This is a genomic window from Paraburkholderia sp. BL18I3N2, assembly GCF_003001875.1.
GTDB classification, from domain to species: Bacteria; Pseudomonadota; Gammaproteobacteria; order Burkholderiales; family Burkholderiaceae; genus Paraburkholderia; species Paraburkholderia phytofirmans.
Genome location: NZ_PVNC01000038.1, coordinates 1 through 20,387, shown reverse-complemented (window position 1 = coordinate 20,387; position 20,387 = coordinate 1). Strand labels below are relative to the sequence as shown.

The 20,387-nt window shown below is 55.9% G+C and carries 16 protein-coding genes; 15 read left to right on the top strand and 1 reads right to left on the bottom strand.

Going from position 1 to position 20,387, the window contains the following annotated elements; all coding sequences use genetic code 11:
- Window positions 1-302 precede the first annotated feature (302 nt).
- The 15 genes from B0G75_RS38785 to B0G75_RS38715 all read left to right on the top strand — a co-directional run bounded on the left by B0G75_RS38785 (window position 303) and on the right by B0G75_RS38715 (window position 19,779).
- A complete protein-coding gene (locus B0G75_RS38785; protein ID WP_146142598.1) occupies window positions 303-1,697 on the top strand; it encodes a DUF1329 domain-containing protein in 1,395 nt (464 codons plus the stop codon).
- A gap of 329 nt (window positions 1,698-2,026) precedes the next feature.
- On the top strand, window positions 2,027-3,649 hold the full coding sequence (locus tag B0G75_RS38780; protein WP_106286277.1) for a DUF1302 domain-containing protein: 1,623 nt from the start codon (window positions 2,027-2,029) through the stop codon (window positions 3,647-3,649).
- 92 nt (window positions 3,650-3,741) lie between these two features.
- A complete protein-coding gene (locus tag B0G75_RS38775) occupies window positions 3,742-6,102 on the top strand; it encodes an RND family transporter (protein WP_106286278.1) in 2,361 nt (786 codons plus the stop codon).
- Between the two features lie 6 nt (window positions 6,103-6,108).
- Window positions 6,109-7,125, top strand: coding sequence for a YCF48-related protein (locus B0G75_RS38770; RefSeq protein WP_106286279.1), 1,017 nt, complete (start codon window positions 6,109-6,111; stop codon window positions 7,123-7,125).
- A gap of 470 nt (window positions 7,126-7,595) precedes the next feature.
- Entirely contained in the window at window positions 7,596-8,126 is a 531-nt protein-coding gene (locus tag B0G75_RS38765) for a nuclear transport factor 2 family protein (protein ID WP_106286280.1), read from the top strand.
- Window positions 8,119-9,312 (top strand): cytochrome P450, encoded by a 1,194-nt coding sequence (locus B0G75_RS38760; RefSeq protein ID WP_181196765.1) that lies wholly within the window; start codon window positions 8,119-8,121, stop codon window positions 9,310-9,312. Before B0G75_RS38765 ends, B0G75_RS38760 begins: the two co-directional genes overlap by 8 nt.
- An 86-nt stretch (window positions 9,313-9,398) precedes the next feature.
- A complete protein-coding gene (locus tag B0G75_RS38755; RefSeq protein WP_106286282.1) occupies window positions 9,399-9,869 on the top strand; it encodes an ester cyclase in 471 nt (156 codons plus the stop codon).
- Between the two features lie 27 nt (window positions 9,870-9,896).
- On the top strand, window positions 9,897-11,087 hold the full coding sequence (locus B0G75_RS38750) for an MFS transporter (protein WP_106286283.1): 1,191 nt from the start codon (window positions 9,897-9,899) through the stop codon (window positions 11,085-11,087).
- Window positions 11,088-11,276: 189 nt separating this feature from the next.
- A complete protein-coding gene (locus B0G75_RS38745) occupies window positions 11,277-12,200 on the top strand; it encodes a PDR/VanB family oxidoreductase (RefSeq protein WP_258194169.1) in 924 nt (307 codons plus the stop codon).
- A gap of 39 nt (window positions 12,201-12,239) precedes the next feature.
- Window positions 12,240-13,436: a serine hydrolase gene (locus B0G75_RS38740; protein ID WP_181196766.1), complete on the top strand. Its 1,197-nt coding sequence runs from the start codon at window positions 12,240-12,242 to the stop codon at window positions 13,434-13,436.
- A 153-nt stretch (window positions 13,437-13,589) separates the two neighbouring features.
- A complete protein-coding gene (locus B0G75_RS38735; RefSeq protein ID WP_106286286.1) occupies window positions 13,590-15,014 on the top strand; it encodes an aldehyde dehydrogenase family protein in 1,425 nt (474 codons plus the stop codon).
- Between the two features lie 162 nt (window positions 15,015-15,176).
- Window positions 15,177-16,673: an amidase gene (locus B0G75_RS38730; RefSeq protein ID WP_106286287.1), complete on the top strand. Its 1,497-nt coding sequence runs from the start codon at window positions 15,177-15,179 to the stop codon at window positions 16,671-16,673.
- 33 nt (window positions 16,674-16,706) lie between these two features.
- Complete coding sequence (locus B0G75_RS38725; protein WP_106286288.1) at window positions 16,707-17,579, top strand: phytanoyl-CoA dioxygenase family protein; 873 nt, start codon at window positions 16,707-16,709, stop codon at window positions 17,577-17,579.
- A gap of 101 nt (window positions 17,580-17,680) precedes the next feature.
- Window positions 17,681-18,820 (top strand): NADH:flavin oxidoreductase/NADH oxidase, encoded by a 1,140-nt coding sequence (locus B0G75_RS38720; protein ID WP_106286289.1) that lies wholly within the window; start codon window positions 17,681-17,683, stop codon window positions 18,818-18,820.
- Between the two features lie 74 nt (window positions 18,821-18,894).
- Window positions 18,895-19,779, top strand: coding sequence for an NAD(P)-dependent oxidoreductase (locus B0G75_RS38715; protein WP_146142597.1), 885 nt, complete (start codon window positions 18,895-18,897; stop codon window positions 19,777-19,779).
- On the opposite strand, the gene B0G75_RS38710 is transcribed toward B0G75_RS38715, so the two are convergent.
- The gene (locus tag B0G75_RS38710) at window positions 19,752-20,246 is read right to left on the bottom strand and encodes a hypothetical protein (protein WP_106286291.1); all 495 of its coding nucleotides are present in this window, start codon (window positions 20,244-20,246) and stop codon (window positions 19,752-19,754) included. The two genes, B0G75_RS38715 and B0G75_RS38710, sit on opposite strands and share 28 nt — an antisense overlap.
- Window positions 20,247-20,387 lie beyond the last annotated feature (141 nt).

The window sequence follows — 20,387 nt, the reverse complement described above, 5'->3', positions numbered from 1 at the left end:
GACGTAAGTATGCCTGCGTTCGGCGAAATCTTATCACATTGTAAGGACGCCTATGTCCATCGTTCTTCTCAGTCACGCCGGGTATTTCGCCGAATCCGCCCAAAAAATGCTTAGCTGGCACCACAGTCCCGGACGTCAGGTCAGCACCGATTTGCGGTGTTTGCAATTGAAGATTTGAAATCTCGTGCAGAGGCAGGTGGCCGACAGGCACCCGGCTATGGCCTGTACGAACCTATCGTAAGAAAAATCTCGTGATTACCATCGACCTGTAGATAAACGTGGTCGGCCATGTAGGGGATGACATGAAGATGAAGCTGGAGTTGATGAAGGTAAGTGCTGCTGCAATCGCGCTGGCTGCGGCGATGTCCGGGAGTTGGGCTGCCGGTCCGGAAGACCTGGGTAAAAGTCTCACTCCATCCGGTGCGGAGATGAGTGGAAATAGTGACGCCACTATTCCGGTCTGGACGGGAGCCGAGCCGCCGCGCGCAGGATGGATTTACGGCAAAAATCGCAAAACCTACTGGCCGCACAGTGACGACAAGCCGCTGTTCATCATCGACGCGTCCAACGTCGGCAAATATGCGGATCACCTTACGGTTGGCGAGATTGAACTGCTCAAGACGAAAAAGGGGTACACCATGCCGGTATATTCCACCCATCGAGACTGTGGCATCCCTGACTTTGTTGCGAAGAATACCGTGCTGAATGCCCAAGGGCGCGGGAAAATCGGCGCCGATGGCTGGTCGCTCGAAGATGCGGCGTTGCCGGGTATTCCTTTCCCGTTCCCGAAAACTGGCATCGAAGCAATCTGGAACTGGCTGGCAAAATATCAGGGGGTCGGGAATGAAGAAGCGCGAGCGGTCTCGTATTTGTCGGCGCCACCAGGATCGGGGCGTGATGGCCTCGCGTATGTTAGTAGCGATGTCTTTTTCTATCCGAATGCACAAAAGGGTACCTCCAGTCCCAAGGACAACGGTGGCGTCCAGATTGCCAGCCACTACAATGCTCTGGAGCCTGCTTCCCAGCTCGGGTTTGCCAGTAACCAGACCTATTACTACAATAAGGATAACGAATCCTATGCCTATTTCCCTGGTCAGCGCCGCGTGCGCCGGCAGCCATCGTATGGCTACGACGCACCTATCATCGGATTTGAAAACCAGTACCCGGTTGACGACCAGCAAGTTTTTTACGGTAATCCGGATCGTTACAACTGGAAGCTTGTCGGCAAGAAAGAACTATATGTTTCCTATAACAATTTTCTTGCATGGGACAGTACGGGCGACTACAAGCAGAACCTGGGCCCTGACTACGTGAAGCCGTCCGGACGGCGCTATGAATTGCATCGCGTTTGGGTACTCGAGGCGACGGTTAAAGATGGCGTGCGACATTCGGCACCGAAACGCACGGTGTACCTAGACGAGGATAGCTGGATGACGGTGGCAGGCGAAGACTACGACGCGAAAGGAAATCTGTGGCGAGTTCACGAAGCCAGTCCGACGCCGGCCTACGAGCTAGGTGCTTGCGTTGCAGGTACGTACGTCTTCAATGACTTGATCAGTGGACGTTACGTCTGGGACCAAATCTGGTCGGGTCAAGGCACCAAGGATACCCGGTTCTTCACGGACCGATCGCAAGACCCGCGTCTGAGCCTCGACTGGTTTTCACCGGAAAACTTGCGTGCGATTAGCGAGCGTTGAGGCTTGCGCCAAGATTTCTGGCAGGCCTCCAATAACTGCCGCTGCCGCTCCGTCTGTTCCGAAAATACACGGGCCGGCAGCATTAACGACTGCATGGGATATATGCCGCCATCACCCCGGTATAACCAGTTGGCAAGATTGGTCAGTAATGTCGGGGCTCGCTGCTTGCATGAGTTCCCCCGGCGCGGGCGAGTAGTCGAAGACTGCTGCAACCTCATCACCTCGACCTCACAAGTTTTGGAGATGTATTTCATCCGCTGCCTTGCACATTTAAGTGCATCGGTTTGACAGTATCCAGATGGATTGAACAGAGAAAAATAGGAGCGAGGATGGCTGGGCAGCTAAAAAACATACTGATTGCATCGGCAGTGCTTTCGTCGCTGGCTGCAACACCGGTGGTGGCAATAACATTCCAAAACGATACCGGAACGCTGACAGGAGACTTTACAACTCTGCTTGGAACGGGTTTCGGCATGCGAGTTTCGGGCATAGACACATCGCCGGAATTCGCCGCTTCCGGCTTCGCAGTTTCAGGTGATAAAAACTACAGCAAGGATCACCTTTTCAGCCTGTATGTGAAAGTCACGCCTGAATTCTCATTCGCGCTACCGGAACAGGGTATTTCATTTCTGGCGCGCGCAACAATACAGCACGACTTTGCCGCCGACTGGACCAACAGTCCGTTGTCTCAACCGGCTCGCAATCAGTTGGTCAACAACCCCCAGCTCCTCGATCTCTGGGTCAGTAAGAGTTTCAACATCAATGGTCAGACCGGGCGCGTACGGATTGGCAATCAGGTTATTAACTGGGGCGAAACGCTCTATGCCGGCGGCGGCATCAACTCAATCAATGCCTACGACTACCAGAAATATGCCATTCCCGGCACGCTGCTCAAGGAAGTGCTGCTGCCGGCGCCAATGGTCAGTGTGGCAGGTGGCATTCTGCCTGGTCTGCGCGTCGAAACCTATTATCAGGTGGCATGGAATGCCGACAAATTTGCGCCGGCCGGTGGCTATTTTTCGACGAGCGATACTTTTGGCAACGGCAGCGGTTGGAATCAGATCAAACCTAGCAATAGCGGGCAGTTTGGCTTCTCGGGGCATTACAAGCCGGTTGGTAGCGGTGTTGACTTCGGTTTCTATTATCTTCACTACAACGACAAGGCCCCGGTGTATCAAACTGACGGTACGCCTAACGGCAGTTACCGCTATTTAGAGAATCGAAGCCTATATGGGGTGAGTTCGAACGGCGCAGTCGGTGATTGGGCGCTCGGATGGGAAGCATCTTACCGTCCAAGGGACGCCGTTGGCCTTGGTGGTTGCTACACATCTCCGCAGAGCACTTATAACCCAAGTGGGCCGTTCGCGGACACATCGGTTTGTCCGTACAGTATCGATGCTCGTAAGATCCAGACGAGCGTCAGCGCTGTATTAGGGATGACGCCAAGCGATTACCCCTTTTTGGTAAAGCACGTGCTTCATGCGAACAACGCCCAACTCTCGTTGGAAGCGGTTATGGTTCACTATAACATTGGTGCAGGCACTGTTAGTCGCAACCTGAACGGTGCTCAGGTATACCAGCCCGTTCTCGCCGGCGGATATTTTTTCCAGGATTCAAGCGGCAATCTGGTCAGTACCGCAAACAAATACTCGGGAAGCTTGAACGTCGATTTCAACTGGTCCTATGATGGCAACGTGATTCCCGGCTGGCTATTTACGCCTGACATCTTTTATTCGTATCAGTTGGGCGACAACCCCAGTGCCTTGGCAGGTGCACTAGCCGGAAACCAAGCGACCACCATAAGCTTGTTTTTTGTTCAGAATGCCTCGAAAAATGTCATAACGGCTGGCTTGTCCTATACAAATTATTTCGGCGGAAAAAATAGGCATCTTACCCGGCAGTACTACAGGGATCGCGACTTCGTTGGTGGCTATCTTAATGTCACGTTCTAAAGCTTTCGCGCATCACGGCATGTCGGACTCGCGGGTCTGGCGCGCATGTTTCTTAATCGTTGAGCGCGCAACATCATTCGCTGGTTGAGTCTATGCTGAAATTCCTTGTCAAAAATCTCGAAACATTTCTGTTCCGCTGGCGCTCTCCGTTTTTGGTGGGACTGCTCGGAATAACGATCGTGTTAGGCTGGTTCGGAGCGCAGCTTCGCATGGAGGCGGGCTTTGACAAACAGTTGCCGACTGGCCATGAGTACATTCAGACGTTTCTCAAATACCGTGCTCAGTTGTTCGGCGCAAATCGGTTGACCTTTGTCGTCAAAGCTCGCAAGGGCACCATCTTTACAAAACAGGGGCTTACGCGGCTATACGACGTGACCCAAGCGGTGACTTTTCTGCCCTACATCGACCGTTTGGGCGTGCAGTCGCTTTGGACCCCCAACACCTTCGTCAACGAAATCACAGAAGATGGTTTTCGCGCCGATCCTCTCATCCCAGGAACGGTGACCCCCGCAGAGCTTAACGATACAGTGATCGCCAACACCGCCCGGCTCTCCCGTGTCGGTGGCTACGTTGGTACCCTGGTGTCGCGAGATCAGACGAGCGCCATGATTGTTGCCGACCTCAACGATCGAACCGCCGATGGAGAGAAGCTAGATTACGTCATCTATAACAAACTGATCGAAAATCAAATACGCAAAAAGTTCGAGGACAAGGACTTCGAGATTCAGATCATCGGGTTTGCCAAGCAGATAGGCGATATATCGGAGGGCGCCTCGGCGGTGCTCAAGTTCTGCGCGATCGCGGTGTTCCTGACTGCGCTCGCGGTTTATTGGTATTGCCGTTCGGTACGCCTGATGTTACTTCCATTGCTTTGTTCGATGACATCGCTGGTATGGCAATTCGGCACACTGAAACTGATGGGCGTGGGATTGGACCCGCTAGGTGTACTCGTACCATTTCTAGTATTTGCCATCGGTGTCTCTCATGGCGTACAGCAGATCAATTTCATCGTACGCGGTCTTGGTCAGGGCAAGACGACAATGGAAGCTGCGCGCAATAGCTTCGCTGGGCTGTTGATCCCGGGAATGCTTGCGTTGATCACCGCGTTCGTCTCGTTCATAACGCTTCTGCTAATCCCAATCCCGATGATCCGCGAGTTGGCAATCACGGCTTCGCTCGGTGTCGGCTATAAGATCATCACGAACCTGATGATGTTGCCTCTGCTGGCGTCATATTTTCATTTTGACCAATCCTTCGCAGAGAAAACGATGCTGCGGCGTGAGAAACGTTTGCATCTGATCAAGGCATTGGCCGTCATCGCTCGACCTCGCAATGCCATCATCGTCACTGTACTGTCAATGCTTCTCCTGGCAACGTCAATCTGGCAAAGCCGGGACCGTATTGTAGGGACGCTGCAGGCCGGAGCGCCCGAGCTACGGTCCGATTCACGCTTCAATCGCGATGCGGTAGCGATTGCCAATGGCTACGACACAGGGCTGGATTGGCTCACGATCGTTTTCGAATCGCCGCCAAATTCATGTGACAACGTCGAAGTACCGCGGCATCAGGACGACTTCATTTGGCAGGTGGGGCACACGTCGGGTATTCGTGGCGTGGATGCCTTTGCTACTCGGCTGCGTGGCTATAGCGCAGGTTATAACGAAGGTAATCCGAAGATGGCGGTGATCCCGATCGATGCGGTAAATCTCGGCTCAATGGCCGCCGAGATCGCCCGTAACCGTGGCTACGTGAGCCCGGATTGCCGTATGAGCGCGGTTAACTTCTTCCTGACTGACCACAAGGCAGTCACGATCAAGCGGGTAGTCGATGTGGTTAAAAAGTTCCGCGCAGAAAATCCCAGACCCGACGTGAAAATTTCTCTTGCGTCGGGCAACGCAGGGGTCCAGGCCGCTATTGACGACGAACTGGAACGAAGTGAGTTGCCGATGTTGCTTTATGTCTATGCTGCGATTGTAGCGCTGGTACTGGTGGTTTACCGTGATATTCGCGCAACCATTGCATGTTGCCTGCCATTAACCATCGGTACTTTCATTGGTTATTGGTTCATGAAGGAATTGCAGATCGGGCTTACGGTGGCGACCTTGCCTGTCATGGTGTTGGCAGTAGGTATTGGAGTTGATTACGCACTGTACATCTACAACCGATTGCAGATGCATATGGCGGACGGAGATCCGATCGAGATTGCGATGCGGCGAGCGTTGGAGTTCGAAGGCATGGCCACCATTTTTACCGCCATTACGCTTGCCATTGGTGTCTCGACCTGGTCGTTCTCGGCCTTGAAATTCCAGGCTGATATGGGCATCTTGCTTGCCTTCATGTTTATCGTCAATTTGGTGATGGCGTTTACAGCTCTGCCTGCGCTGGCGGTTGTGCTGGAGTTGCTGATTCCGCGCCGGGGTCCAGTCCATTCTCCATCCATCCTTACTCACTGAATTATCATGAGCCATCGGTTTTTTCGACAATCACGGCGACTCGCGGGTATTTGCTTGCTGCAGGTCGGTGCTGCCTTGTTTTCGTTATTTTGGCAAATCGGCGCCGCGCAGTCCGCTGCACCGGCCAACCCCGCAGGCATTGATTTGCGCCCGGCGGTGACGAGCCCATGGGCCAGCCAGGCAATGATGCTCGGCGTCACACGGGCCGGCAAGCGCATAGTCGCGGTGGGGGACCACGGCGTTGTGCTGCTGTCCGATGACGACGGCAAGAGCTTTCGTCAGGCCAGGGCGGTGCCACGCCGCGCTACGCTCGCTGCGGTGAGTTTCGTGGACGAAAACGAGGGTTGGGCCGTAGGCCACGGAGGCACGATTCTGCACAGTACCGATGGTGGGGAGACTTGGACGGTTCAACGTGAAGACTACACTGTCGATCAGCCGCTCTTTGGTGTCTGGTTCAAGGATAAAAAAGTCGGTATCGCGGGCGGACTTTGGTCCTTGCTGTTGCGTACCGAAGACGGCGGAAAAACGTGGCAAAAAATAAAGTTACCTGCTGCATCCGGTGCGGCTCATGCTGACTACAGCCTGTTCTGTATCTTCGCCGGAGCGCGCGGGCAGTTGTTCATGACGGCGGAGCGAGGAACCGTCTACCGATCCGACGATGCGGGTCAATCGTGGCAGCCCCTGTTAACGATGTCGCCGGCCACGCTGTGGACTGGGTTGAGCTTGCGTGGTGGCGTGCTGTTGGTCGCCGGCGTGCGAGGCCACATATTGCGTAGCACAGACTTTGGCAGCACATGGAAGGAAGTCGATACAAGCAGCAAAGGTTCAATAACCGCGATGACTCAGCTAACGGACGGCAGCGTCATTGCAGTCGGCTTGGACGGTAGTTCGCTACTCAGCCACGACGATGGCGCTACCTTTACCGCGACGCCTCGCGCGGACCGTAGCACCGCGACTGCCGTTATCGCGACTCACCAGGGCACCCCTCTCGTGTTTACCGAAAATGGTGTCGAGCAGCCTTGATTGAGTTCATGATGCGCAAAACGGCTATCCGTTCAGCTCAATATTGGCTGGATGAACGAAGTCGATCCCGTTTCCGATTGTGCTTGTCAACTTAATTGCATCGTCTTGGAGACTGATTTGGTTGTGACGAGGCATGCGGGGCGTGCCTGAAAAAAATTAATGGTGCCAATGGAAAATCGGCTGGATCCATATCCAATCGATGTCTGTTGGCCCAAGTATTTGGGCTCTATCGCTTCCGAAAAGCATGACATTATTTACGTTGAACCTGACAATGTTTGCTTCAATACTTGACATGACTAATTTCATGTTCGGAACCTTCGAGAGAATTGCCGGAGGCAGGGATTGGGGGTCGTTTGGGTTGCTGGGTTTGGATCGTGCAGCAGGCAATTGATCGAGGCCGATTTCAGCGTCAATGCCTGAATTGTTCATCGTTGCAGCGGCCGCCGGCTTTGTGGAAACAGTAAAAATATATGGAAAAAGATTCTACGTTTGACCAGTTGCTGAGTAAGCAGGCTCTGCATGAGCTTGTTACGCTCTACGGGCGCGCGGCCGATCGTGGCGATGCGGGGTTGTTTGCCTCTGCTTACCACCCCGACGCAACGGTCGTATCGGGTAGCTACACCGGGCCCGCATCCGAATTCGTTGACTTGGCGATCGGCTGGGTACGCGCGAAGGTACGCACCTATCACCAGTTCTCCAATGAATTATTTGCCGTTCGAGGTGATGAGGCGATAGGGGAATGCTACTGCCTGTGTGTTGCTACGCAGCTCATTGATGGCGTGCCGATGGATAACTTGTCGGGTGGTCGGTATCTGGACCGGTTCGAGCGCCGAAACGGCATTTGGAAGTTCAGTCACCGGACATTCGTGCTGGATTGGGTGATCGAGCAGCCAAGCAACAGTAAGAAATATCCAGGGCCACGCGGTGATTGGGCGCCCCATGACCTGGTCTATCAACATTGGGCGGCTTTCAGCAATATCCATGGAGAAGGAAATGAGTGAGTACACAATTCCGGCGAACGTACCGAAGGATAACGTCGTTGATCTTGACATTTACAACGTTCCGGGCGGTGAGGACGATTTCCACGAGGCATGGCTGGCAGTACGACAACCTGGTAAGGATTTTTTGTGGACGCCGCACAATGGCGGCCATTGGATTGCTACTCGCGCCGTACACATCAAGGAAATCTGGACCGATGCACTGCGGTTCTCCAGTAGCGGCGTGATTATTCCAAAGTCGGATTCACAGCATTTCAAGCTGATCCCTTTGCAACTCGATGCGCCCGAGCACACGGAGTTCAAGCGTGCGGTCAGCCGTGGTTTAGGTCCGAAGCATGTGATGGCCATGCTGGAACCGATACGCGAGTTGGCGGCAGAACTGATCGATAAGGTAATCGATAAAGGACATTGCGAAGTACTGACCGAAATTGCAGAACCGTTGTCGATCAAATTGTTCTTGGCCTTTGCCGGGTTGCCCGTGGAGGATTGGCAGCGCCTGCGTCCGCTTGGATCGCAGATTGTTCGCAAGGACCAGAGCATGAGTGAGGAAGAGATGCTCGATATCGCGAACTCGTACCTGGAACCGTTTGTGCGGCGTTGTATGGAGTCGCCCGGCGAGGACGCGTTCAGCCGCATCTTTGCTGAACCGATTTTCGATCAGAATATGACGTTTGACGATGCAATGGCTGTTGCGCGTGACGTGCTGTTCGCCGGGCTTGATACGGTCTCCGCCAATCTTGGCTTTCTCACTTACCACCTGGCTCGTTACCCTGCGGATCGCAAAGCTCTGATTGAAAACCCTAAACTTCTGACCACAGCCATCGACGAGGTTCTGCGGCGCTATGTGACGATCGCGGGGGGCCGTGAGCTGACACAGGATGTGGAGATGGGTGGGGTAACGCTTCTGAAAGGAGATATCGTATGCGCGCCGTTTGTTCTGCACAATTTGGACGAGGAAGTCTTTGAGAGCCCGGGAGAGGTATTGTTGGACCGCAATGGGAAAGAGCACTTGACATTTGGCGCTGGACCCCATCGCTGCCCTGGCGCCAACCTTGCCAAGCTGGAGTTGATGACGTACACCCAGGTTCTGTTAAGCAAGATTCCAGACTTCGAACTGGATCCGGCGCACCCCGTGAGGATGAAGACGGGTGTCGTTGGCGCGCTCAATTCGCTGCACTTACGCTGGTAAAACTGCTATTCCTTGAGCCACCTTTTTCCGCGGCGCCGAGGGTAGGTTGTGAAAAAAAGATAACTCATCAAGATGGAGAAGAGATAATGTCCTCCAATGACGAATTGGAAATTCAAGAAAGCAATAAACAACTTGCGCGGCGCGGTTTCGAGATATTCAACGTCACGCGCGAATTATCTCAAGCGGGCGAGGTTTATGCGGAAGACGTCGCGAACTACGACAACGGCGTCTTTGGCTTTAAGGGCCTGAAGGCGATGGTCAATTGGGGGAAGCTTTTCGCGGATTGCGTTCCTGACATGCAGGCTCGTATCACCGAGCAACGCGCGGGTGACGGGTTTGTAGTGTCGCATTGGGAGTCGAGCGGCACCATCACTGGCAAGCTATGCGGTGTCGATCCTCATGGCGCACAGCTCGTACTGCACGGCCTCTATGTCGATATCTGTCGTGGCGGGAAGATTACTGAACATTGGGGCTACTACGACTCGGCCAGCTTCTTGCAGCAGGTTGGTGCCATCCGTATCCCGGAGAGCGCCGGGCATTTGCCTGAACCCGCGTGATTCGTTTGGCCACCTGGAGTCAATGTGATGGATAAGAGTAGTAGCCGCGAAGTAGTTTTTACAAACCGCGACACTTTGATCATGGCGCTGCTCATGGTCGTTGCTTATATGGCATTGGGTGTTGCGCCAATCCTGTATGGCGACCTCCTGATCGCTGGCAGGGTCAACGCGGTGCAACTCAGCCATGTCGCAGCGGCAGACTACCTGTCGGTTGGTCTCGCAAGTCTGTTCGCTCCACGTTTTTTTTCTCTCAGCAATGTACGTAGAACCGCAATTATTGGCGTGTTGCTGAATACGTTTGGCAATTTCTGGAGCACGCAGCTGAGCAGCGAATGGCTCATTGCCGGGCGTTTGGTGGCTGGAGCCGGTGGCGGCATATTGATCTGGCTGCAATACGAATTTGTGGCTCGCAATGCACGTGCGGAACGGTTGAGCGGATTATATCTGGCTGCATACGTCGCGTCGGCTGTCGTGGTCTCGACACTGGCGTCGGATGTGCTGGTTCCGCGATATGGCGTGAATGCTGTATTCGCAAGTATGGGTGTTGCGGCGCTGGTAACTGGCTTCGCGATTCTCTATGGTCCAAAGCGCATGGCCCCTATTGAGCATTCCACTGAGACGCCCGGCGACAATATTGAACATTTGACAATGCCATTTGCAGCGATTCTGGCGTTGCTCAGTGTGTTTTTCATAAATGCGTTTACTGCCACGTTATGGATCTACTTTGAGCCCATTACCGCTGCGGCAAATATTCCGAAGAGCACCTCGGACCTCGCAGCGATCCTGTCGCTTGTTCTTCAGGGCGGGGGGGCAATCTTGGCAGCTATGATTGCCCATCGAGTACGGTTTCTGCCGGTGCTCATTGTATGCAGCGTTATTTACATTCTCCAGGCCGTGTATGTTTTATGGGGACATCTGACCATCCCGGGCTTCTTGATGTTTTCCTTGGTGTTCGGTGGATTAGGCTATTTCATGGTGCCGTTCCAGATTGCATTGTCGGCGCACTGTGATCCCAGGCGGCGAGCGGTGTCGATTTTTGCTGTGCCTGTCGTGTTGGGGGCTGGGTTTGGACCATTAATATCGTCGCTGGCTATTTCTGATTCCGATGTCAGCGCAGGCGTGACAATCGCGTTGATTTGCAGCGTTCTGAGCTTCATGGCTCTGATCTGCGCAGCAGGATTGGGCCGAACGCGTCCGCAGCGGGTTCCCGTCGCGTGATTTAAGCCCGTTTTATGGAGTTCCGGTCCCTGCGGCGATCAACGGTCGCCGTTATTGGGCCCTTGGCAAGTGAGTGTTTGCTGGCCATTGTCGAAGATGCTTTGTGGGCGTGTTGCGCACCACCTTTTACGGTAAACATATATGAGCACTCGAACTGACTTGATCGAGGTACGCGTTACACGGAAGACCATGGAAGCTCTTGGAATAGCCTCTTTCGAACTGGCTCGCGTGGATCGATCATCGTTGCCAGCCTTTGAGCCGGGTGCACACATCGACGTTCACACGCCCGAAGGAATTGCTCGCCAGTACTCTTTATGTAATTCGCCTGATGAGACGCATCGCTATTTGATTGCTGTATTGCGCGATCCCCAGTCGCGCGGCGGCTCCGCCGCACTCGTTGACAAGCTCTTTGAGGGGGATCTGGTGCAGATCAGTGCACCACGTAATCACTTTCAGCTGGCAGCCGGGTCAAGCCATACCCTTTTGATCGGTGGTGGAATTGGTATCACGCCGTTACTGGCCATGGCCGAAAGTCTGTCCCGAGAAGGCCGGCCCTTCGAATTGCACTATTGCACTCGCTCGCCGGCTCATACCGCCTTCCATGCCGCCTTGAAAGAAGGCAACTTCAGCGACAGGGTCGAGTTTCACTTTGACGATGGTGCTGCCGAGCAGCGTTTGGATATTACAAAGAAACTATCGAGCTGCGACGCCAACACGCATTTGTACGTTTGTGGACCCAAGGGTTTCATGGACGCAGTGCTTGGAGCCGCCCGTTCAGAAGGATGGGCAGATGAACGAGTTCACTTTGAATATTTTGCCGCGGATGTGATGCGGAAGGCAGATGACGGAGCATTCGAAGTCGAAATCGCTAGTACCGGCGACGTGTATGTGGTACCGGCCGACAAGAGCATTTGCGATGTGCTAATTGCGCACGGCATCGACATCCCCATGTCTTGCGAAGAGGGTGTGTGTGGCACCTGCGCGACGGGCGTGATAGCCGGATTGCCGGACCATCGCGACATGTATCTCACGCGTACGGAACAGGCAAAGAATGACCAGATGATGCTGTGTTGCTCACGTGCGAAGTCGGCGAGGCTGGTGTTGGAACTGTAATCGTTCAGCATGTGTTTCCAATCTGAAAGGGGCGGGCGAATGACTGGCCTATCGTTGAGCCGACTACAAGGCGTCGAAGAATACGTTGAGAATCTGGTTGCAACTGACATCGTGCCTGGCATTGTGACGCTTGTGGCGCACCGCGGCGAGGTGGCGACGGTAGTCGTGGCAGGTTACCAGGACGAGGAGGGACGCAAGCCAATGCGCCGCGACTCGATCTTCCGTATCGCATCAATGACCAAACCAGTCACTGCGGTTGCCGTCTTGATGTTGATAGAGCAGGGGCGGCTTGCATTGACTGATCCAATCGAACGTTGGTTGCCTGAGTTTGGGCAGCCGCGTGTGTTGCGCACGCCCTCTGCAGAGCTTGATGACACGGTCGCGACCAATCGATCGATTACCGTTCTTGACTTGCTTAGCCACCGCGCGGGCTTGGGCTATTCCACCACCGTGCCGGGGCCGCTTGGTCGGGCATTACAGGCGGAAAGATTTCGGACTGATACCACCAGTTCCCTCGACCAATGGTTGGCCGCGCTGGCAGCCTTGCCGCTCGCTGATCAGCCGGGCGAACATTTTCGCTACGGCGTTTCGAGCGATGTGCTCGGGGTGTTGGTCGAGCGGGTCAGTAGTCGACCATTTGCCGTTTTTTTACGTGAATCCATTTTTGAACCTCTCGGCATGGGCGACACCGGTTTCTTTGTGCCCGCGGACAAACAGTCGCGCTTCACTACCGCCTATGGCGTCGGGGTCGACGGTCATCGTATGGTTTCCGATACCCCAGGGCTCAGCGTATGGAACAAGGTAGAGCGTTTCCCGGGGGGCGGCGGTGGCCTGGTTTCGACAGCAGACAATTACCTGTGCTTTGCCAACCTGCTACTCGGCCGCGGTCGCCTAGGCGACGTCCATCTGTTGTCGCCCCGTTCGGTGGCTCTGATGACGTGCAATTGGCTGACTGACCCGCAGCGCCAGGGCGAGGTGTTTGGCCACAATTTTTTCGCCGGCCAAGGGTACGGACTCGGCGTTTCGGTCGTCGATGATCTGCCTCGCCAACAGCAGGCGGTAGGCTTCGCGCAAGTTGGTAGCTATGGTTGGAGTGGACGGTTCGGCACTCACTGGCGCAACGATCCGATTGAGCAGACGACACTTCTTTACCTGACGCAGCTGCAGTCCACCGAGCTCACTGTGCGCCTGCCAGCCAGGGTCGCAGAGCGAGTGGCCGACGCGATCGATTATTGAGTGGCCGCATGTTGACGAATGATCCGGGTCGGAGCAATGACGACACATCGCACGAGGTCACTTGTTCCAACAGATTTTTGCGTCTCGCCTGGCTATATATGATGCAGCGCTCGCATCCCGTTTAATCACTGAGTTATCAGAGGAATTCCATCCGTGTCGAACCTTAAATTCCTGATCGGGGGCCGCCTGGTCGACGGCGCCAGAAAGTCTGCGGTTCTCAATCCGGCCACCGAGGAAGTGGTGGATGTGGCGCCACGCGCCTCGGCCGAGCAAATCAATGAAGCAGTGCAGGCCGCCAAGACGGCCTTTCCAGCCTGGTCGAACACGACTATTCACGAACGGCGGGAAGTCCTCCTGCGCATTGCCAAGGTCGTAGAGAACAATGTGACGGCGCTTGCGCCGCTTCTCACGCAGGAGCAGGGACAGCCGCTCGCCTACACTGAAGGGGAATTGAGGGGCTTTGCAGGTGCGCTGCGATATGCGGCCGATTCCCTGACTCTCCCGATCAAAGTACTCGAAGACAGCGCCGATCGCTACGTCAGATTGCTGCGCCGGCCGCTCGGGGTTGTGGCAGCGATCGTGCCGTGGAACTACCCGTTCGACGTGCTCGGCGCCAAATTGCCCGCGGCTTTGCTCGCGGGCAACACCGTGGTCGTCAAGCCGGCCGGTACGACGCCACTGACTACCTTGCGCCTCGGCGAGTTGCTGGCGGATGTGGTACCGCCTGGCGTGCTCAACATTGTGGCAGATGACAACGATCTGGGTGATGTGCTGACCCGGCATCCGGACGTCCGCAAAGTGTCGTTCACAGGGTCTATCGCCACGGGCAAGCGTGTCATGGCGGCGGCGTCCGAGTCACTGAAGCGCGTGACGTTGGAACTGGGAGGGAACGATCCTGCGCTGGTGCTCGAAGATGCCGATGTCGCGGCCGCTGTCGAGGGGATTTTCTTCCTCGGCTTCATCAACGTTGGGCAAGCATGTTGTGGCATCAAGCGTGTTTATGTCCATGCGTCGATTTACGATGCGGTTTGCCAAGGGCTGGCTGAAAAAGCTCGCGCGGCAAGACTTGGTAACGGGCTCGATCCCGACACGGAGTTCGGACCATTGCAGAACCGTGCTCAGTTCGAACGGGTCAAGGCGCTACTGGAAGATACGCGGCTGCATGGCAATATTATCGCTGGCGGGCGTGTCCGTGACGGTGCGGGTTATTTCATTGAGCCGACTATCGTGCGGGACATTGAAGACGGTTGCCGTATCGTCGACGAGGAACAGTTCGGCCCTATCTTGCCGGTTATCCGTTACACGGATCTTGATGACGCGATCCGCCGTGTTAACGGTACGCATTTCGGATTGGGGGCCTCGGTGTGGTCTAAAAACGCCGTGCGTGCCGGTGAAATTGCCCTGCGCATCGACTCGGGCATGGTCTGGGTTAACAAGCATGCCGACATTACCTTTGGCACCCCCTTCGTCGGTTCTGGCCAGTCCGGCATTGGCGCGGAGCTTGGGGAAGAAGGGCTGTTCGAATTCACACAGATCCAGGTCATAAACGAAGGGTCGCGTGCGGTGCAGAAAGGATAGGGCTGCAATGTCGAATAGAGCGTTTTCTTGTCTGTCTGTTCGCTGCGGAATTCCGGCTTGCGGTGTCGCTGCGTTTTGCTGCCCCTGCACGGCCAATACGCGATCCGAATCGGCACCAGTGCGAAACGGGACTAGGATCCGCAATCTGACGAAGGCACAGGTATGATTGATTGGAGATTATCCGCGGCGAGCATCCGTCGATTGCAGGCGGAACAAACGGACGGGACGTTGTCGGCACGGCAACTGGTCGATCTTTACCTGAAACGTATTACTGCTTTCGATCAATCCGCGCCAGCGATTAATGCCATTGCTACCATCAACGAACGTGCGACGGCGGAAGCAGATGCTCTGGATGCCGAACGGCGCGATGGCGTGCTGCGCGGAGCGCTGCATGGGATCCCCGTGCTGATAAAGGACAACATTGAGACGGCAGGCTTGCAGACCACGGCCGGCTGTACATTGCTCGCGGGCTGGAAGCCCGAGATTGATGCGGCAGTCGTTCGCCGGCTGCGTCAGGCGGGGGCGATCATTCTGGCCAAGACTAATATGCATGAGTTCGGCTACGGTATCCGTGGTTTTGGCTCGTATTTTGGCCAGGTACGCAACCCGTACGACCCTGAGTGTTATCCCGGCGGTTCGAGTAGCGGTTCCGCGGCCGGGCTTGCCGCCGGTTTTGGCGCGGTCGCGTTGGGCACCGACACCAGTGGCTCGATCGGCGTCCCGAGCGCGTACAACGGTCTTGTGGGCCTGCGTGTCACGCAGGGACTTATCAGCTGTGAGGGGATAGTGCCCCTGTCGTCGACGCAAGACGTTGTGGGGCCGATTGCCCGCACGGTGGAGGATGCGGCCACTGTCCTGGACGTCTTGACAGGCACCGACGTCGGTGGCGTCCAAGCGCCGACGTTTCCACTTGCGATGACGTACACGGCTGCACTTGGCACGGCGGAACTACGCAACGTGCGCATAGGCAGGCTCACGGATCTATTTCGGATCGATGCTGGAGATGACGAGGTGGCGGGAATCGTCGAACGTCGTCTGGATCTTATTGAGACCGCTGGCACGACGATTGTGGATGTTGAAATTTCAGCCTTGTCCGATTTGCTGAAAGACCGCTTGTGCGGCTCTCTTGTACTGGTGCAGGATTTCAAGTTCGATCTGGATGAATACTTGGCCAGGCGCCCGACGTCGCCGCTCCGATCGTTTCAGGCGCTGCTTGCTTCGGGGGTCTGCCACGCCGCGGTGATCGACAATCTGCGATTGTCCATGGCGACGGTCTCGCGAGTTACACAGGAATACTACGCGCACGTGGCCAAGCGCAGGATGCTGCGCGAAGTGATTGTCAAAGCGATGGACCAGCTCGGGCTCGATGCGTTGGTGTTTCCAACGATACGGCAGCCTGCGGGCCGAATTGGCGGACCGCAGAATGGGGCCAATAGTCAGTTAAGCGCCAATTCCGGCCTGCCGGCACTGACCTTGCCTAGCGGATATGCCGATGGCGGTGTGCCGGTCGGAATGGACATTCTCGGTCGCCCCTGGAGAGAATCCAGGCTCCTGGCGATCGGCCATGCCATTGAACAATGCACTCCGCCGCCTTCTCCCCCCGCTCTCACGTTCCGCGACGCTCCGATTGACGCTTCAACCAGCGCCGGAAGGAATTGATTCTTTATTCAATGGTTTATCGAGGAGTGCTAGATGTATATCCCTGAACTTCGCCCTGTCGTTACGTTACCGTCGAATACGTCGATTGAAACTATCTTCGAGGCAACGCAGCGAGATGGTGCGGTAATCGTAGCAAACCTGATCAGCGCAGAACGAGTGCGTCAGATCAATGCAGAACTCGATGCGACCCTCGACGGCCGCGGTGCGAGTTCGACAATCGCTTACGACAAGCAGTCCGATGGCCTGACCCGTCGCCTGTCTTCGTTGGTTGCCCGCAGCGCTGGCGTGGTCGACACGTTGCTGGAGCCGCAACTGTTGGGCTGGGCGGAGCGGACACTTGACGACAAAAGTTTGCAGCTGTGTTCTACGCAAATGTTGGAGGTCTGGCCGGGCGCGCCTGCTCAAACCCTGCACACAGACGAGGGCAATTGGCCGCCGTTTCTGCAGGGGCCTTACAACCGCGAGGTTCAATGCTGCTGTCTCGTGGCGCTGACTGACTTTACAGAAGAAAACGGGGCAACCCGCGTTCTTCCCGGTACACATCGTCATGCAATCAACTGGCTGGAGCTAACCGAGGTGCTGCCCTCGGTGCCGGCAGAAATGAAAGCGGGTAGCGCGCTTTTCTTTACTGGAAAGGTGGGGCACGGTGCTGGCGCCAATCGCTCCGGTGCGGCTCGCCGCGGGATGACGTTGACGTTTTGTCCAGGCTGGATCCGCCCCGGAGAGGCTCAGTGTCTGTCGGTCTCGAGAGAATTTGCAAAGCAGCTTCCTCAGCGTATGCGTGAGTTGATGGGGTTTCGTTCGTTTTATCAGGTTCTGGTGCCTGGGCAGGAACCGTTTGCCAGTCTTTGGCAGTACGAGATTGGCGATGCGTCGAGCGCGCTCGAAATCGGCCCGATCCGCTGATCATTGTGTCGGGATCGCCACCCGGTGCTATCTCATTTATCGAATGGCGGTGCTTTTCAAGCTGGCTGGCGCGCCGTGTATTTAATTAGGAAAGCATTTTTATGAGTCGCCTCTTTGATCCATTGGTAGTGCGCGACGTGACTATTCCTAATCGCTTGATGGTTTCGCCAATGTGCCAATACGGCGCACAAGAGGGCTATGCGACAGATTTTCACCTGGCACATCTGGGCAGATTCGCGCTCGGCGGATTTGGCCTGGTATGCGCGGAAGCGACGGCAGTGCTGCCAGAAGGACGGTCCACGCCCAAAGATCTCGGCATCTGGTCCGACGCTCATATTCCGATGCTGCAACGCATTACGTCGGTCATCAAGCAATCAGGGTCGGTGCCAGGAATTCAACTTGGACATGCCGGGGCCAAGGGGGGCTTGACTGAGCCTTGGGTTGGCAGCCGCCCGTCGGACGAAGCGTTCAATACGCCCGGGCAGGACCGTTGGGATACGATTTCGCCGAGCGGTTTGCCGGTTGGCGCGGGATGGCCGGCGCCGCGATCGATGACGGATAACGATCTCGCTCTTGTGGCGGCCGCTTTTCCGGCTGCTGCACAGCGTGCCGATCAGGCCGGTTTCGAGTTCATTGAGATCCATGGAGGACATGGTTATCTGCTGAGCCAATTTCTTTCGCCGCTCACCAATCTGCGCAGTGACGGCTACGGAGGCGATCGCGCCGGGCGCATGCGCCTGGCGCTCGAAGTGGTCGAGGCTGTACGCCGGGTCTGGCCGACGTCGAAACCGTTGTGTTTCCGTGTCTCTGCGGTCGATACCGGGGGCCCGGAAGGCGTGACTATCGAGGACACCATCGTGTTCTCGCGCGAACTCAAGAGGCGGGGTGTGGATTTGGTGGATTGCTCGTCGGGTGGAGTGCGCACCCATCCTTATAGATTGCCTGTCGGTTATGGCTATCAAACGCAATTCGCCGAGCAGGTTCGACATAGCGTCGACATTGGAAGTATTGCGGTAGGTCTGATTTTGGATGCAGTGCAGGCCAACGAAGTGATCGAAACGGGGAAAGCCGATCTCGTGGCGATTGGACGTGCGGCGCTCAACGATCCGAACTGGCCTCATCATGCCTATGCCGAATTGTTCCCCGAGCACGAATTCAAAAACTGGCCGGATCGCTATCGCTGGGGCCTGGAGCATCAAGCCAGGCAACTTGCGAAGGACGAACCTTTGCGCCGTGGTTGAAGCATTGCATAGAACACGGCTTCGCGGCGTTGACGTGTAGTGAGATCGATGGGAGAGAAGCGCGTGAGGGTTACATGAAGAAAGAAAATGTGTCGATTATCGGCTTGGGCGTGCTCGGGCGCGTAGTGGCCATGGCGCTGTTGCGTGCTGGACATCGTGTGCACGTCTGGAACCGTACCCCGGGTAAAGATGCTGCGCTGCTTGCTGTTGGTGCGTATATTGCGAGCGAGCCGGTACAGGCTCTCAACGAGAGCGAAGTGATTTACGTGGTTGTCAAGAGCTATGAAGTTGCACGCGAAGTGCTGGCAGCGGCAGGAGCGGATGGAGTGCTGTCGAGTCGGGTCGTGGTGCCATTGTGTTCCGGGACGCCAGCTCAGGCCAAGGCATTCGCAGAGTTTTGTACGGCTTGCGGTGCGCGTTGTCTTGACGGCATGCCGATGTGCTACCCGGACGGCCTTGGCACGGCGGAAGGCCTGACTGTCTATGCCGGCGACGCCTCGGTTTTCCAGGCGGTCGAGCATGTGCTCGCAGCATTGGGACCTGTCCGCTACCTCGGCTCTGAGCCGGGAGCGGTCAAGGCTTTAACTGCTGCACTATGCGTATTCAATCGGGGTGCGCTCGCTTCGTTCTTCGAGGCGGCTCGGCTGGTGGAAGCGTATGGCATGGAACTCGGCGTGTTTCTCGCGACCTTGCGCCACGGATATCGTTGCAATGTCGATGCAGTGCTAGAGCGCACTGTGTCCGCAGCAAGCCGGACTGGTGAGGTGCCGCCCGCAGAATACGCCACATTGGCAGCGCATGTGGATGCAGCTGCTTGTGATAGAGAGACCGTTGCCGCTTGTGGGCTTCGCTTGCCGGTGATGGAGCAGACCCAGAGATTCTTCGACGAGTTGACACGCTTTGGTGATGCCCAGGCCGATGTCGAGCATGCCTATCGGCCTTGGACAAAAGCAAACTGAGGATTTTTGCGCATCGCCACGGCGATGGAGCTGCCGATGATTAGTGCAATGTCGGCGATCGCGACGATACTGAGCGTTTCGCCCCACGGGGCATATCCGAAAAGCGTTGCCCAAATGATGCTGATATAGGTATATGGCGTCAGAACCGTGGTGGCAGTGCGTCGACCTTTCGCCCAGGCCAGGATCAAAGGGTGCGTGATCACTTCTCCCGCCGTGACGCTGCGCGCAGCGAGTCCGGTGATGCGGCAGGGTTTCTGGCCCAGCGTTACCAGTGCAGCGGCATCGGAATAACCCGATCCGGCGGCACGCGCGTCGGTATAAGGCTTGAGCTCTGCCAAAAACCGGTCAAGCACCTCGCGCGAAAACAGGTTCTTGATAATGATCGCGCCATCGCGCTCGGTGACTTCAAGGGCTTGCTCTGGCGAAATGTCAGCCGATAAGGTAGTGACGGGTTTCAATGTCTGCATGGTTGCAATCACTCATTCCCGGACATTATTTACGTTGACTCTCGCGTTATCGGACTCGAAGATGAATTCTTCGGTACGTTTTGACAAAGATGCTCAAACAAGGAAAGGGCTTAATCATGATCGAGCAGCAGGAGCCTGAGG

Bases quoted from the DNA above. Each gene is read 5' to 3' on its own strand.
- B0G75_RS38785 (WP_146142598.1), top strand. From the start codon at position 303: ATGAAGATGAAGCTGGAGTTGATGAAGGTAAGTGCTGCTGCAATCGCG.
- B0G75_RS38780 (WP_106286277.1), top strand. From the start codon at position 2,027: ATGGCTGGGCAGCTAAAAAACATACTGATTGCATCGGCAGTGCTTTCG.
- B0G75_RS38775 (WP_106286278.1), top strand. From the start codon at position 3,742: ATGCTGAAATTCCTTGTCAAAAATCTCGAAACATTTCTGTTCCGCTGG.
- B0G75_RS38770 (WP_106286279.1), top strand. From the start codon at position 6,109: ATGAGCCATCGGTTTTTTCGACAATCACGGCGACTCGCGGGTATTTGC.
- B0G75_RS38765 (WP_106286280.1), top strand. From the start codon at position 7,596: ATGGAAAAAGATTCTACGTTTGACCAGTTGCTGAGTAAGCAGGCTCTG.
- B0G75_RS38760 (WP_181196765.1), top strand. From the start codon at position 8,119: ATGAGTGAGTACACAATTCCGGCGAACGTACCGAAGGATAACGTCGTT.
- B0G75_RS38755 (WP_106286282.1), top strand. From the start codon at position 9,399: ATGTCCTCCAATGACGAATTGGAAATTCAAGAAAGCAATAAACAACTT.
- B0G75_RS38750 (WP_106286283.1), top strand. From the start codon at position 9,897: ATGGATAAGAGTAGTAGCCGCGAAGTAGTTTTTACAAACCGCGACACT.
- B0G75_RS38745 (WP_258194169.1), top strand. From the start codon at position 11,277: ATGGAAGCTCTTGGAATAGCCTCTTTCGAACTGGCTCGCGTGGATCGA.
- B0G75_RS38740 (WP_181196766.1), top strand. From the start codon at position 12,240: ATGACTGGCCTATCGTTGAGCCGACTACAAGGCGTCGAAGAATACGTT.
- B0G75_RS38730 (WP_106286287.1), top strand. From the start codon at position 15,177: ATGATTGATTGGAGATTATCCGCGGCGAGCATCCGTCGATTGCAGGCG.
- B0G75_RS38725 (WP_106286288.1), top strand. From the start codon at position 16,707: ATGTATATCCCTGAACTTCGCCCTGTCGTTACGTTACCGTCGAATACG.
- B0G75_RS38720 (WP_106286289.1), top strand. From the start codon at position 17,681: ATGAGTCGCCTCTTTGATCCATTGGTAGTGCGCGACGTGACTATTCCT.
- B0G75_RS38715 (WP_146142597.1), top strand. From the start codon at position 18,895: ATGAAGAAAGAAAATGTGTCGATTATCGGCTTGGGCGTGCTCGGGCGC.
- B0G75_RS38710 (WP_106286291.1), bottom strand. From the start codon at position 20,246: ATGCAGACATTGAAACCCGTCACTACCTTATCGGCTGACATTTCGCCA.